The sequence below is a fragment of the Allobosea sp. GW821-FHT12C12 genome, from assembly GCF_058807355.1.
Genome location: NZ_JBXAQP010000006.1, coordinates 220,672 through 233,707 on the forward strand (window position 1 = coordinate 220,672; position 13,036 = coordinate 233,707).

The following is a 13,036-nucleotide window of genomic DNA, read 5'->3' on the forward strand; positions in this document are numbered from 1 at the left end:
CACGGTCATGCCGTCGGCCGGCGCGGACCGCGCAAGGCCGCGACGATCTCGCCCAGGATCGCCAGCGCGATCTCGGCCGGCGAGACCGCGCCGATGTCGAGTCCGATCGGGGCGTGGATTCGAGCGATGGCGGCCTCGTCGAAGCCGGCGGCGGCCAGCCGCTCGACGCGCTTCGCATGCGTCTTCCGGCTGCCGAGCGCACCGACATAGAAGCACTCCGAGCGCAAGGCCGCCTCTAGCCCCGGATCGTCGACCTTGGGGTCATGCGTCAGCGCGACGAAGGCGGTATAGGCGTCGAGACCGAGGTTTGCCAGCGCCGCGTCCGGCCACTCCGTCAGCAGCGTCACATCCGGGAAGCGTTCCCTCGTGGCGAAGGCGGTGCGCGGATCGATGATGACGAGGTCGAGATCGAGCAGTTTCGCCATCGGCGCCATGGCCTGCGAGATATGCACCGCGCCGGTGACGACGACGCGCGGATGCGGCGCCTGCACGGTCAGGAAGCAGGAGGCGCCGCCGGCCTCCACCAGCGCGCTCTTGCCCATGCGCAACTGCTCCTCCAGCAGAGGGGCCAGCGGGTCGGCGGCAATCTCGCCGGCCTTCACCAGCCGTTGCGCGCCATTGCCGACATCGGTGACCAGAACGGCGGCGCGCCGCGCCGCGCGCTCGGCGTTGAGGGCGGCGAGAACGGGCAAGTCCACCGGATCAGCCCTTGTCCGTCGCGAGCTTGACGCCGAGGCCGATCATCAGCGAGCCGCCGAGCCAGCGCCCGAAGGCGAAGCCGGCGCGGCTGGCCTTCATCGTCCTCATCACGACCGACGCGCCGATGACGGCGACGAGATCGGCCGAGGAGAAGGCGAAGTTGACGATGGTGCCGAGGATCAGGAACTGTGCCCAGACCGGCAGCGAGGCGGCCGGATCGACGAATTGCGGCAGCAGCGCGATGAAGAACAGCGCGACCTTCGGGTTCAGGATCTCGACGATGAAGCTGTCGACCAGCGCCCGCTTCACGGTCTTGGGCGGCGCGACAGGCGCGTTCGCCTGGGCGAGCCTGGCGCGGATCATGCCGATGCCGAGCCAGACCAGATAGAGCGCGCCGAGCAGCTTCACCGCGACATAGAGCTCCGGCACATGCTTGAACACGGCCGAAAGGCCGAAGGCCGCCGCCGCGACATGGACATAGCAGCCGATATGGATGCCGAGCATCGCCATCAGCCCGGCCTTGCGGCCATGCGCGATGGTCTGCGCTGCGGTGTAGAGCAGCGCGGGGCCGGGAAAATAGGCGACGAGCAGCGTCAGCGTCGCGAAGGCGGCAAGCGTCTCCCAGGAGGCCATCAGTTCACCTTTTCCACATAGACCCTGATGCGCCCGCCGCAGGACAGGCCGACCTTCCAGGCGGTGTCGTCGGCCACGCCGAATTCGAGCATTCTCGGTTTGCCGTCGCCGATGACCTCGGCCGCCTCCTCGACGACCGCGCCCTCGACGCAGCCGCCCGAGACCGAGCCCTGGAAATTGCCCTCCGCGTCGATGACGAGATGCGAGCCGACCGGGCGCGGCGCCGAGCCCCAGGTTTCGACCACGGTGGCGAGCGCCACGCCGCGGCCGGCGCGCGCCCAGGTTTCGGCGGTGGCGAGGATGTCGGTGTCGGTGGAGATCATGGGGCGAAGGTCCGTTCGGTTGACCGGAAGATCATGCCTCATCCCGCCCGCTTCAGCCACTGGCGCGGATCGCTCTTCCGGTCCGCGTCGGGCGAAAGCGCCGCGCAGAGATCGGCCATCGCGGCGAGGTTGTGGATCGGCCGAAACGAATCGACATGGGGCAGCATGGCGCGGATGCCGCTGGCGCGGGGCTCGAAGGCGTCGAAGCGCAACAGCGGGTTGAGCCAGACCAGTTGTCGGCAGGAGCGGCGCAGCCGGTCCGTCTCGAAGGCAAGTTGCCCGTCCAGGTGGCGCTCCAGCCCGTCGGTGAAGAGCAGCACCACCGCCCCGCCCGACAGCACGCGCCGCGACCAGACGCGGTTGAAGCCGTGCAGCGCCGTCGCGATGCGCGTGCCGCCCTCCCAGTCGGGCGCGGCGCGGCCGGCCAGCGCCAGCGCCTCGTCGGGGTCGCGGGCGCGCAAGGACCGCGTGATGTTGGTCAGCCGCGTGCCGAAGACGAAGGAGTGAACGCGCCGGCGCTTGGCGGCGATCGCATGGAGGAAATGCAGGAAGATGCGCGAGTACTCGGCCATCGAGCCCGAGATGTCGACCAGCGCCACGACCGGCGGATGGATTTCGGCCCGCTCGCGGAAGGCGAGTTCGATCGAGGCCCCGCCCCCGCGCAGCGACTGCCGGAAGGTCCGGCGCGGGTCGATTTTCAGCCCGCGATGGGTCGGCTGGAAGCGCCGCGTCGGCACGGTGTCGTCGGGCAGGCTCAAGCGCGCGATGAGCTGCCTGGCGCGGGCGATCTCGAGCGCGCTCATCTGGGCGAAGTCGCGCGATTTCAGCGTCTCGGTGTCCGACAGCGTCATGCGCGCCGAAAGCTCGGTGAGTTCCGCCGGCGGGCTCTCGTCCTCGCCTTTGGGCGGCGCGAAGGCCTCGGCGACGCGCAGCGCGCCGGCCTCGGCCTTGTCCGGCCGCGAGTCCGCGCCGGGCGAGACCGGCGACATCCGCGCCATCAGCTTCTCGATCAGCGCCCGCCGGCGCCAGAACAGGCGGAAGGCCTGGTCGTAGACGACGCTGTCCTCGTGCTTCTTCACGAAGATCGCGTGCAGCGCCCAGTAGACGTCCTCGCGCGCGCCGAGCGCGCCGTCGGCCAGCGCCTCGACCGCCTCGACCACGGCGCCGGGCCCGACCGGAACGCCGGCGATCCGCAGCGCCCGGGCGAAATAGGCGACGTTCTCGGGGAGTTTGCCGGTCAAAGTCCCCTTCCCCCCGCTTGCGGTGGGGAAGGGCTGGGGATGGGGGGGCGTGCAGAAAGGGACGAGAAGGATCGTCTTGGCGACTCTCCCCCCCACCCCGGCCCTCCCCACCGCAAACGGGGGGAGGGAGAAAAGGCGCGCCCCGTCACGCTCACGCCTCGGCGGCTTTTTCGGCCGGGGCGGCGCTCTTGGCGGCGTTCTTCTCGGCGCGCTCCTTGGCCTTGTCGCCGGGAACGCCCTTGTTCGGGTTGTTGCGGACCGGGCGCTTGGCGAGGCCGGCGGCATCGAGGAAGCGCAGCACGCGGTCGGTCGGCTGGGCGCCCTTGGCGAGCCAGTCCTTGGCCTTCTCGAGATCGAGCACGACGCGCTCGGGCGAGTCCTTGGCCTTCATCGGGTCGTAGGAACCGATCTTCTCGATGAAGCGGCCGTCGCGCGGCGAGCGGGCGTCGGCGACGACGATGCGGTAATAGGGGCGCTTCTTGGCGCCGCCGCGGGTCAGGCGGATCTTGAGGGACATGTTTGGTTCTTCCTTGGTTTGGCAGTCTGGTTTTGAGCAGTGTTGCGTGGTTGAGAGGGAAGTCAGGGTTTGTTGTCGTCGACCAATTGATCGATCGCGGCCCAAGGGTCGTCCTTCATGCCGGTCGAGGTGAAGATCTCCAGATCGATGGAGCCGTCCTCGAGAACGTCGATCTCCCAGTATTCCCCGGGCGCATGCACGAAGAAGGAGAAGGCGTCGTCCCGGTAGGATGAGGTCTCGTAGGACAGGTTGGCGTCGTCGAGGCGCGCCTTGACCTGCTTGAACACGTCGAACATGCCGACGCGCATCTCGGTGGGTTTGGTCATTTCTTCTTCCCTCCGAAAGGATTGGAGCCTCCGAGGCCCGGAAGGCCACCCAGGCCTGGCAGCTTCGGCATCATGCCGGCGGGCGGCGTCACGCCCTTGGGCAGGCCCGGCAGGCCGCCGCCGAGGCCCTTAAGTCCGCCAGGAGGCAGTTGCGGCATGCCGCCGCCCGCGCCCCCCATCTGCTTTTGCAGTTCGGCGAGTTGGGCAGGGTCCATCCTGGACGGATCGAAGCCCGCCGGCAGGCCGCCCATTCCGCCGCCGATGCCGAACATCTGGCCGAGCTTGCCGAGCATGCCGCCCTTCTGGCGCGCCATCGCCTTCATCATGTCGGCCATCTGGCGATGCATCTTGAGCAGCTTGTTGATCGCCTCTGGCGAGGTGCCGGAGCCCGCCGCGATGCGCTTCTTGCGGCTGTTCTTGAGCAGGTCCGGGTTCTTGCGCTCGGCCGCCGTCATCGAGCCGATGATCGCGATCTGGCGCTTGATGACGTTGTCGTTCATGCCGGAATTGGCGACCGCGCCCTTCATCTGCGCCATGCCGGGCATCATGCCCATGACGCCGCCGAGGCCGCCCATCTTCTCCATCTGCTGGAGCTGCGTCCTAAGGTCGGACAGGTCGAAATTGCCCTTGGCGAGGCGCTGCGCCAGCGCCTGGGCCTTGTCTGCGTCGACCGTCTCGGCGGCCTTTTCGACGAGGGAGACGATGTCGCCCATGCCCAGAATGCGGTTGGCGACGCGCGAGGGGTGGAAATCCTCGAGCGCGTCGGCCTTCTCGCCGGTGCCGACGAGCTTGATCGGCTTGCCGGTGACGGCGCGCATCGAAAGCGCGGCGCCGCCGCGCGAATCGCCGTCCATCCGGGTCAGCACGATGCCCGTCAGGCCGACGCGGGCGTCGAAGGCGCGAGCGGTGTTGACCGCGTCCTGGCCGGTCAGCGCGTCGGCGACGAGCAGCACCTCGTGCGGGTTCGTCGCGGCCTTCACCTCGGCGACCTCGGCCATCAGCGTATCGTCGAGCGTGACGCGGCCGGCGGTGTCGAGCATGACGACGTCGTAGCCGCCGAGGCGGCCGGCCTCGATCGCGCGCCTTGCGATCTGCACGGCGCTCTGGCCGGCGACGATCGGCAGCGTCTGCACGCCGACCTGCTGGCCGAGGATGGCGAGCTGCTCCATCGCGGCCGGGCGGCGCGTGTCGAGCGAGGCCATCAGGACTCGTCTCCTGTTCCGGTCCGTCAGCCGCTTGGCGATCTTGGCGGTCGAGGTCGTCTTGCCCGAGCCCTGCAGGCCGACCATCAGGATCGGCACCGGCGGCACGGCGTCGAGCGTGATGCTCTCGCCATCGCCGCCGAGCATGTCGATCAGCGCGTCGTTGACGATCTTGATGACCTGCTGGCCGGGCGTGACCGACTTCAGCACCTCGGCGCCGACGGCGCGCTCACGCACCTTGTCGGTGAAGGAGCGCACCACTTCGAGCGCGACGTCGGCCTCGAGCAGCGCCTTGCGCACCTCGCGCAACGCGGCGTTGACGTCCTCCTCGGTCAGCGAACCCCTGCGGGTCAGCCCCGAGAGGATGCCTGATAGCCTGTCGCTCAGAGTGCCGAACATGCTGTGCCTCAACGAACCGAAACGAGGAGCCCTCATCGCCAAACGGTTTCGCGCCCGAGGGCGCGGACGCGCTGTCGGACGTTGACCTCCAGGCTCGTGATGCTCCTCGAGCGGCCCGGTCGGCGGATGCGGTCTCGACGATGTCGGCGAAACGGATGGCGGGTTAAAGCCGGGAAACATGGCGAAAGTCAAGGTTGCGGAACCATCGGGTGGTCGCGCGCGGCAACAGGGATTGTCCGGATCGCAACCTGCGGCTTGGACATGCCCGTCTTTTCGGCAGGGAAATCGATGTTCGGGATGACGATGACGCGCGGTTTCCTGTTCCCGCAGCCCCGCTGCTCGGCCTCTGGCGGGCTCAGGCGCGATTCGCCTGCGCCGGCGATCTCGGTCGACGGCATTCCCCTGCGACCCGATCGGCGACCGCACGCCGCCCGTCGTCCTGAAGAACCTCGCCGCCCCGATGGCGGCGGAAGGCTTTGCCGGCATCCGCGTCGACAACGCCGCGAGTTCGGCGCTGGCGATCCAGGAGACCTCCGGCCCGGCCACGCGCGTCGATGCGGTGTTCGCGGTTCAGGCCGGGCAGGTCGCGCCGGAGGGCTATTCCGCGACGCGTTGTGCCTCGCCATCGCCGGCGGGCGCGGCTGAACCCGGCTGACATCAGCCCGCCCTCCGGGCATTCGAGACGGCAATCCATCGTGACAAGGCCACCGGATTCTGCGATGGCGGAACCATGAGGCCGCAGGGACAATTTCGGCGCGACGGGACGGCATCGGTGCTCGCCGCCGTGCTGCTTGTGGTCGCGCTCGTCGCCCAGGCGATCCTCGGCTCGGCGCTGAAGGCCCGGGCGGCGGAACCGGCCGGCAGACTCGACACCGTCCTCTGCCTGAGCCAGCCCGGAAACTCGCCGTATGACGCCCAGGAACCGGCGGGACAGTCGAGCCATTCGGCCGACTGCCTCGCCCTGTGCCAACTCTCGGCGTCGGGTCCGGCCGCGCCGCTTGCCGTCGCGTCCGCCGCCGTCGCGCCTGACGAGCCGGCGACGCCGATCCCTTACCCGGGCGGCCGCAGCCGCTTCATCCTGAACGCGCAGGCCTTCCTGGCCGCGGCCCGCGCACCACCCTCCCTCTCCGCCTGATCGCCTGAAACGGTCACGGCCCCGCGCCGCGATCCTCGTGATTCATCCGGAGATCTCCCATGTCCGAACTCGCCCTCGGCGATGCGCGCGCGGCCGCCGCGTCGACCGATCTCTACCGCGCCGTCTGGCGCTGGCATTTCTATGCCGGTCTGCTCGTCCTGCCCTTCCTGATCAGCCTTGCCCTCACCGGCGCGCTCTATCTCTTCCGCGACGAGATCGACGCCATCGTCCATGCCGATCTCAAGCAGGTCGCGTCTCGCGCCGACGTCGCGCCCGTCCCGCCCTCGGCGATGGTCGCGGCAGCGCTTGCGGCCTATCCCGGGACGGCGGTCAAGTTCACCGATCCCGCCACGCCGACCGCCTCCGCGGAGATCACGGTCGCGACGTCGGTCGGCCGGCTCGCCGTCTATGTCGATCCCGGCAACGGCAAGGTGCTGGGCGCTCTGCCCGATCGCGGCACGGTGATGTGGACGATCCGCTATCTCCACAGCCTGCGCTATTTCGGGCCGGTCGCACGCGCCGCGATCGAGATCGCGGGCGGCTGGGCGATCCTGCTGGTCGCCACGGGCGTCTATCTGTGGTGGCCGAGACGTCAGAACGGCGGCGTCGTGACCTTGCGCGGCACACCGGCAAGGCGCGTCTTCTGGCGCGATCTCCACGCCGTCACCGGGCTCTTCGTCGGCGGCGTCATCGTCTTCCTCGCCATCACCGGCATGCCCTGGTCCGGCGTCTGGGGCGCGAAGGTCAACGAATGGGCCAATGGCAGCAATTTCGGCTATCCGGCCGGGGTGCGCGTCGCGGTGCCGATGTCCGACGAGCACCTCGCCCATGCAGCCCCGACGACATGGTCGCTGGAGCAGGCGAAAGTGCCTGAATCGTCTCCCGCCATAACGGGCGCGGGGCCGATCGGACTCGACCGCGCGGTCGCGATCGTAGCCGAGCTCGGCCTGCACCGCGGCTATGCGATCACCATTCCGAGCACCCCGACCGGCGTCTACTCGGCTTCGGTCTATCCCGACGACCTCAGCCGCCAGCGCGTCGTGCATCTCGACCAGTATTCCGGCAAGCCGCTGATCGACATGAGCTATCGCGACTACGGCCCGCTCGGCCGCTGGCTCGAATGGGGCATCAACGTCCATCTCGGCCAGCAATACGGCCTCGCCAACCAGCTCGTCCTGCTCGCCGCCTGCCTCGCCATCGTGACGCTGGCCGTGTCGGCCGCGGTGATGTGGTGGAAGCGCCGGCCTTCGGGGAAACTCGGCGTGCCGCCCGCGCCCGCCGACCGCCGTGTGCTCCGCGGCCTTGTGGCCATGCTCGCGATCGGGGGCGTCCTGTTCCCGCTGGTCGGCCTCTCGCTGATCGTGATGCTGACGCTGGACTGGCTGTTCGGCCGACGCGTTCTCGACGCCTGATCCCGGATCGCGCCGGCACCGCCCCCGGCGCGACCCATGCCGCAGGCTTGCCGCGATTGCACGGCAGGACGGCGCGAGCGGCAGCGACCTCTTGGCGCTTGCCGGCGCAAGCGAGGTTGCCTGATGCGAATGCCTGTCCGAAGCCTGTCTCTGCCGGCCCTTGCGCTGGCGCTCGCCTCCTGCGCCGGCGAACCGCGCCGCGCCGGACCGCCGGACCAGCGCGGCGTCGAGCGGCTGGCCGCCGTCCGGGTCGATCCGGCGGCAGCCAGCCGCATCCTCAACGCCTACCGCTCCGGCCGCGGCCTCGGTCCGGTCAAGCTCGATCCGACGCTGACCGCGATGGCCCAGCGCCAGGCCGACGCCATGGTCGCCGCCAACGCGCTGTCGCACGACGCCGGCGGCAGCTTCCAGGCGCGCGTCCTTGCGGCCGGGCTCGATGCGGCCCGCGCGGCCGAGAATCTCGGCGCGGGCTATTATTCGACCGAGGAAGCCTTCGCCGGCTGGAAGGCCTCGGCCGGCCACGACGCCAATCTGCGCATGGCGGAGGCGACCCGCTTCGGCATCGCGCTCGCCAAGGACCCCCGGACGCAATACCGCGCCTGGTGGGCTTTGGTCATCGCCGGCGATCCGCCGACATGGCAGGAGTTGAACGCCGGGCCGATGGGCTATTTCGGCTCGAACCTGCCGATCCCGAGGTGAGCAAGCGTAATTGCTTTTTGCAAGGAATTTCCTTACATTGACAATGTGAGGACGCCATGATCACGAGCAAGCTGACCAGCAAGGCCCAGACGACGATACCGCAGCCGGTGCGGAACGCCCTTCGCCTGAAGGATGGCGACGAGATCGCCTATGTGATCGCGGACGACCATGTGATCATTCGCAAGGCCAGCCACGGCATTGTGGATGATCCTTTCGCGACATTCGACGAATGGAACAGCGACGCGGACCGCAAAGCCTATGCCAGGCTTTAGCCAGGGCGACGTCGTTCGGGTGCCTTTCCCCTATACCGATCGCTCGGCAAGGCAGAGCCGGCCTGCGCTTGTGGTTTCGGCCGGTGGCGTCGGCGAGAATGCGGCATTGCTCTGGGTCGCCATGATCACGAGCGCGGAAAACCGAAGCTGGCCGGACGACATCCAGCTTGGTCCCGGCTACCGCGAGACGGGCCTCCCCGCTCCATCCATGATCAGGCCAAGCAAGCTGGCGACGATCGAGGCTCGCCATGCGGAGCTTTTAGGGCGGCTCGCCGCCGAACCTCTGGCAGCCGTCATGACTCGGATACGGTCCAGTCTCGGCACGCGATAGCGACCCATTGGGAGGTTGCTTCAAACGATGTCAGCCAGCCACGTGTCCTGCGACAGAACCAGGCACCAATGCGGTTCGAAATCGGCGCCGAGCGGCCAGATGAAATCGGCGAAGATGTCGAGCATCCGCGTCTGGTAGCGCTCGAACCAGCTCGTCTGGCAGAGCACGAACTTGGTCGCGCCGACGATGGTGTCGCGGTCGATCACGCACAGCGGCACGATCTCTGGATTGGCGTCGAGATAGGCCTGCACCGCGACCATCAGCGTCGGATATCCGGGGTGGAGCATGTCGTCGAGCACGATCAGCCCGCCGTCCTTCAGGCAGGCGGTGGCGAGCGCGAGATCCTTGGCGAGCGCGGCGCGCGAATGCTCGCCGTCGATATGGACGAAGCGCAGCGCCTCCCCGCCGGCATGGCCGATCAAATCGGCCGGCCACATCGCGCCGCTGTCGCCCTTGACCGTGACCCGGCGCGACGGGTCGATGCCGTGGCGGAAGCAATTGGCCTCGAAGCGGTCCTTCACCCGGGGTTCGGCCAGGAGAAGATGTCGATGCCGAGCGCGATCTCGCCTGGCTCCAGCGCATGCGCGAGCGCGATGAAGAAACGGCCCTCGAAGGCGCCGATCTCGGCGACCGGGCCCGCCACGCCCTCCTCCGTCTGCAGCCGCAGCAGGCGCGCGCAGATCGCGGCCGCGAAGCGTGACGACATGCCGACGACGCTGTCGTATCCTTCCGCCAGATAGGCCTCGACCGCCTCGCTACCGGAATGCGGTATACCGACGTCGCTCATGCCCTGGCCTGGAAGATGAAGAAAGCCCCGGCCGCGATCAGCGAAAAACCGACGCCATGCTGCCAGGTCAATGACTCTTTCAGCCAGAACACCGAGAACAGCGCGAAGACGGTGAGCGTGATCACCTCCTGCATGGTCTTCAGCTCGGCCGCCGAATAGACCGCCGAGCCGATGCGGTTGGCCGGCACGGCGAGCATGTATTCCGGCAGCGCGATCATCCAGCTTGCGAGCACGGCGAGCCAGATCGCCGTGCTCCTGTAGGAGAGATGACCGTACCAGGCGAAGGTCATGAAGAGGTTGGAGCCGATCAGCATCAGGATCGGCATCAGATGGGCCGTCGTCATGGCGGGCATGTGCGGGCGGTTCCGAAGTGCGGGACGTCGGGGAACCCTAGCCGGGCGCATCCGTTCCCGATAGCGCTCAGCCGAAGCGCAGTTTCATCGTCACGATCAGCAGGACGAGCACCAGCGTCAGGCCATTGGCCATGATGACGGGCCAGGAGCCGATCTGCAGGCCGTAGCTCAGCCAGAGCGCGGTGCCGACGGCAAAGAGGGACTGCGTCCACAACGAGATCGCCCGGGTGTCGCGGGTGCGGATCGTCCGCCAGGCCTGAGGCAGCCAGCACAGGCTGGTCAGGGCGGCGGCGACGAAGCCGAGGGTCTCGACGGCGGTTGGCGACATGGGCATTGTTCCAGACGGGAGGCCGGCTCCTCCTAGACGGATTCGCCCGCCCGCGCTGCATCTCCGGGAGGGTTAACCTCCGTTAACCGGCACGCCCCAGAATCGCGCCAGTCAGATGATTCGGTGGTCCCATGCGCGCAACCCTCCTCGCCCTGCCACTCGTCCTCCTCGCCGCGACCGGCGCGCGGGCCGATTTCGACTCCTGCGTCGCGGGCCTGCGCTCGGCCGCAGCCGCCAAGGGCGTCTCGGGCGCCACCTTCGACCGCGCCATGGCCGGCGTCACGCCCGACATGAAGGTGATCGAGGCGATGAACAACCAGCCCGAGTTCAAGACCCCGATCTGGGACTATCTCGGCACGCTGGTCGACGAGGAGAAGGTCGCGGAAGGCCGCGCGATGATGCGCCAGCATGCCGCGACGCTTGCCGCCGCCGAGAGCCGCTTCGGCGTCGATCGCTACACCATCGCCGCGGTCTGGGGCGTCGAGAGCGATTTCGGCAAGGCGCGCGGCAAGATGCCGCTGGTCCAGGCGCTCTCGACGGGAGCCTGCCTGGCGCCGCGCCGGAACGCCTTCTTCAAGGGCGAGCTGCTGGCGACGCTGCAGATCATCCAGCGCGGCGATGTCCGCGCCGACCGGCTCTTCGGCTCTTGGGCCGGGGCCTTCGGACACACCCAGTTCATCCCCTCGACCTATCTCCGCCTCGCCGTCGACGGCGACGGCGACGGCCGGCGCGACCTCGTCGACTCGATCCCCGACGCGCTGCATTCGACCGCCAATTTCATGGACAAGGCCGGCTGGGTCACGGGCGCGGGCTGGGGCTACGAGGTCCGCGTGCCGGACGGCTATTCCGGCCCGACCGGGCGAAACCCGAAGCAGCCGGTCTCGTTCTGGGCCGCGCGCGGCATCGTCAAATTCGACGGCTCGGAACTCACCGGCTCCGGCAATGCCGGCCTGCTGATGCCGGCCGGGCGCGAGGGCCCGGCCTTCCTCGTCTTCAAGAACTACGACGCCGCCTACAGCTACAACGGCGCGGACTCCTATGCGCTGGCGATCTCGCTCCTCTCCGACCGGCTGCGCGGGCGGCCGGGCGTGCAGGGACAATGGCCGACCGACGACCTGCCGCTCTCGCGCGAGCAGCGCCGCGAGCTCCAGCGCCTGCTGATCGCGCGCGGCTTCGACGTCGGCGAGCCGGACGGGGCGGTCGGCGCGCTGACGCGGGCCGCGATCAAGCAGATCGAGGCCAAGCTCGGCATGGCCCAGACCGGGCGGCCGGGCGAGAAGGTGCTGCGGGCGCTGAAGGGCGGGCGGGTGTGACGTGGCGAACCCCAACCGCCGCCTGATCTCCACCGGCTCGCCTTTCGAGACCGCCTTCGGCTACTCCCGCGCCGTGATCGACGGCGATCTCGTCTTCGTCTCGGGCACGACCGGCTACGACTACGTCGCCATGACCCTGCCCGGGGATGCGGCCGCGCAGGCGCGCAACATCTTCACGACCCTCGACGCCGTGCTGGCCGAGGCCGGATCCTCGCTTTCGCAGGTGGTGCGGGCGCAATATTTCGTGACGGATCGCAGCTATTGCGAGCCGGTGCTCGCCGTCTGCGGCGAGGTTTTCGGCGATATCCGTCCCGCCGCCGGCATCTATGTCGTGCTCGGACTGCTCAAGCCGGAGATGAAGGTCGAGATCGAGGTCACGGCGCGGCTGCGGCCTGCGGAGGCCTGAGGCAGCCACGGCGGTTGCGACGCGAGGATTGATCGGATCGATCTCTGGAACATTGGCGCGAAGCATTCGTTGGGTGGGCAGGGATAGCCAAAAGCCGGACATCCGGCGCCATCCACGAAAGGACTTCGCCATGATCAGGAAACTCGCCTTCGCCGCCACCGTCGCGCTCATGCCGCTCGCCGCGCTTGCGCAGGGCCAGGGCAGCCCCAACGGCCTGCCCGACACCAACGGCATGAACCCGCCGGCCTCCAAGCGCTTCCAGCAATACGTGATCGAGCAGCGCCCGATGTCCTACAGCTACGGCCAGCCCGTCGCGGTCGGCACCGTGCTGCCGCAGGAAGGCGTGACCTATTACGAGGTTCCCGCCGAATACGGCGTCACCGGCCAGCGTTACACCGTGATCGACAACCGCACCGTGCTCGTCGATCCGCGCACCCGCCGCGTCGTGCAGATCATCCAGTAAGCCTCGCGGCTTGGCGTTCGGGCCCGCTCCCGCGAGGAGCGGGCCTTTTCGTGCCCCAGGAGCGGCAGCGCCCGCGGCGATGCGCCATTGGCCGTCCGCAAGGCGTGGTCGCATGAACGCCGCACCGCGCGCATTCTCGATCCCACGCGCCGGCGAGCAGCCTTGCCGCCATTCGCCTGAACTTACGTAGCCGACGC

At 68.8% G+C, this 13,036-nt stretch carries 21 protein-coding genes; 9 read left to right on the forward strand and 12 right to left on the reverse strand.

All coding sequences use genetic code 11. The features are described from left to right. Positions 1–5: 5 nt before the first annotated feature. From AC1RRW_RS11360 to AC1RRW_RS11395, 8 genes are all read right to left on the reverse strand, one after another. A complete protein-coding gene (locus AC1RRW_RS11360) occupies positions 6–698 on the reverse strand; it encodes an XdhC family protein (protein WP_492900853.1) in 693 nt (230 codons plus the stop codon). Positions 699–702: 4 nt separating this feature from the next. Then, positions 703–1,332 carry a LysE family translocator gene (locus AC1RRW_RS11365; protein WP_492900854.1) on the reverse strand — a complete coding sequence of 210 codons (630 nt, stop codon included), beginning with the start codon at positions 1,330–1,332 and terminating at the stop codon, positions 703–705. Continuing rightward, a complete protein-coding gene (locus AC1RRW_RS11370) occupies positions 1,332–1,655 on the reverse strand; it encodes an XdhC family protein (protein WP_492900856.1) in 324 nt (107 codons plus the stop codon). The genes AC1RRW_RS11365 and AC1RRW_RS11370 overlap by 1 nt, the downstream gene beginning before the upstream one ends. 38 nt (positions 1,656–1,693) lie before the next feature. After that, entirely contained in the window at positions 1,694–2,896 is a 1,203-nt protein-coding gene (locus tag AC1RRW_RS11375) for a vWA domain-containing protein (protein ID WP_492900858.1), read from the reverse strand. Between the two features lie 151 nt (positions 2,897–3,047). Beyond that, positions 3,048–3,413, reverse strand: a complete 366-nt coding sequence (gene rpsP / locus AC1RRW_RS11380) for a 30S ribosomal protein S16 (RefSeq protein ID WP_492900860.1) — start codon at positions 3,411–3,413, stop codon at positions 3,048–3,050. A 62-nt stretch (positions 3,414–3,475) separates the two neighbouring features. Then, positions 3,476–3,739 carry a hypothetical protein gene (locus tag AC1RRW_RS11385; protein WP_068180739.1) on the reverse strand — a complete coding sequence of 88 codons (264 nt, stop codon included), beginning with the start codon at positions 3,737–3,739 and terminating at the stop codon, positions 3,476–3,478. Then, positions 3,736–5,340 (reverse strand): signal recognition particle protein, encoded by a 1,605-nt coding sequence (gene ffh, locus AC1RRW_RS11390; RefSeq protein ID WP_492900861.1) that lies wholly within the window; start codon positions 5,338–5,340, stop codon positions 3,736–3,738. The genes AC1RRW_RS11385 and ffh overlap by 4 nt, the downstream gene beginning before the upstream one ends. 188 nt (positions 5,341–5,528) lie before the next feature. Next, on the reverse strand, positions 5,529–5,738 hold the full coding sequence (locus AC1RRW_RS11395) for a hypothetical protein (RefSeq protein ID WP_492900862.1): 210 nt from the start codon (positions 5,736–5,738) through the stop codon (positions 5,529–5,531). Positions 5,739–5,800: 62 nt separating this feature from the next. On the opposite strand from AC1RRW_RS11395, the gene AC1RRW_RS11400 reads away from it, so the two are divergent. From AC1RRW_RS11400 to AC1RRW_RS11425, 6 genes are all read left to right on the forward strand, one after another. Beyond that, on the forward strand, positions 5,801–5,995 hold the full coding sequence (locus AC1RRW_RS11400; protein ID WP_492900863.1) for a hypothetical protein: 195 nt from the start codon (positions 5,801–5,803) through the stop codon (positions 5,993–5,995). A gap of 117 nt (positions 5,996–6,112) precedes the next feature. Further along, entirely contained in the window at positions 6,113–6,475 is a 363-nt protein-coding gene (locus tag AC1RRW_RS11405; protein ID WP_492900864.1) for a hypothetical protein, read from the forward strand. A 59-nt stretch (positions 6,476–6,534) separates the two neighbouring features. Further along, positions 6,535–7,887: a PepSY-associated TM helix domain-containing protein gene (locus tag AC1RRW_RS11410; protein ID WP_492900865.1), complete on the forward strand. Its 1,353-nt coding sequence runs from the start codon at positions 6,535–6,537 to the stop codon at positions 7,885–7,887. 123 nt (positions 7,888–8,010) lie between these two features. Continuing rightward, the gene (locus AC1RRW_RS11415; protein WP_492900866.1) at positions 8,011–8,586 is read left to right on the forward strand and encodes a CAP domain-containing protein; all 576 of its coding nucleotides are present in this window, start codon (positions 8,011–8,013) and stop codon (positions 8,584–8,586) included. A gap of 56 nt (positions 8,587–8,642) precedes the next feature. Next, positions 8,643–8,858, forward strand: coding sequence for an AbrB/MazE/SpoVT family DNA-binding domain-containing protein (locus tag AC1RRW_RS11420; protein ID WP_492900867.1), 216 nt, complete (start codon positions 8,643–8,645; stop codon positions 8,856–8,858). Continuing rightward, positions 8,845–9,189, forward strand: a complete 345-nt coding sequence (locus tag AC1RRW_RS11425) for a type II toxin-antitoxin system PemK/MazF family toxin (RefSeq protein WP_492900868.1) — start codon at positions 8,845–8,847, stop codon at positions 9,187–9,189. The genes AC1RRW_RS11420 and AC1RRW_RS11425 overlap by 14 nt, the downstream gene beginning before the upstream one ends. A 20-nt stretch (positions 9,190–9,209) precedes the next feature. Here the strand turns inward: AC1RRW_RS11425 and AC1RRW_RS11430 are convergent, their stop codons facing one another. The 4 genes from AC1RRW_RS11430 to AC1RRW_RS11445 form a co-directional block, all read right to left on the reverse strand. Next, positions 9,210–9,710 (reverse strand): class I SAM-dependent methyltransferase, encoded by a 501-nt coding sequence (locus AC1RRW_RS11430; protein WP_492900870.1) that lies wholly within the window; start codon positions 9,708–9,710, stop codon positions 9,210–9,212. Then, entirely contained in the window at positions 9,707–9,976 is a 270-nt protein-coding gene (locus tag AC1RRW_RS11435; protein WP_492900871.1) for a hypothetical protein, read from the reverse strand. Before AC1RRW_RS11435 ends, AC1RRW_RS11430 begins: the two co-directional genes overlap by 4 nt. Continuing rightward, positions 9,973–10,329: a DMT family protein gene (locus AC1RRW_RS11440; RefSeq protein ID WP_492900873.1), complete on the reverse strand. Its 357-nt coding sequence runs from the start codon at positions 10,327–10,329 to the stop codon at positions 9,973–9,975. Before AC1RRW_RS11440 ends, AC1RRW_RS11435 begins: the two co-directional genes overlap by 4 nt. Positions 10,330–10,396: 67 nt before the next feature. Beyond that, positions 10,397–10,657: a SemiSWEET family sugar transporter gene (locus tag AC1RRW_RS11445; RefSeq protein ID WP_492900874.1), complete on the reverse strand. Its 261-nt coding sequence runs from the start codon at positions 10,655–10,657 to the stop codon at positions 10,397–10,399. A 131-nt stretch (positions 10,658–10,788) separates the two neighbouring features. Here AC1RRW_RS11445 and AC1RRW_RS11450 point away from each other — a divergent pair, with 131 nt between their 5' ends. The 3 genes from AC1RRW_RS11450 (at position 10,789) to AC1RRW_RS11460 (ending at position 12,839) form a co-directional block, all read left to right on the forward strand. Then, complete coding sequence (locus tag AC1RRW_RS11450; protein WP_492900875.1) at positions 10,789–11,970, forward strand: lytic murein transglycosylase; 1,182 nt, start codon at positions 10,789–10,791, stop codon at positions 11,968–11,970. A gap of 1 nt (position 11,971) precedes the next feature. Continuing rightward, entirely contained in the window at positions 11,972–12,376 is a 405-nt protein-coding gene (locus tag AC1RRW_RS11455) for a RidA family protein (RefSeq protein ID WP_492900876.1), read from the forward strand. Between the two features lie 130 nt (positions 12,377–12,506). Continuing rightward, complete coding sequence (locus AC1RRW_RS11460) at positions 12,507–12,839, forward strand: DUF1236 domain-containing protein (protein ID WP_492900877.1); 333 nt, start codon at positions 12,507–12,509, stop codon at positions 12,837–12,839. The last annotated feature ends 197 nt before the right edge of the window (positions 12,840–13,036 follow it).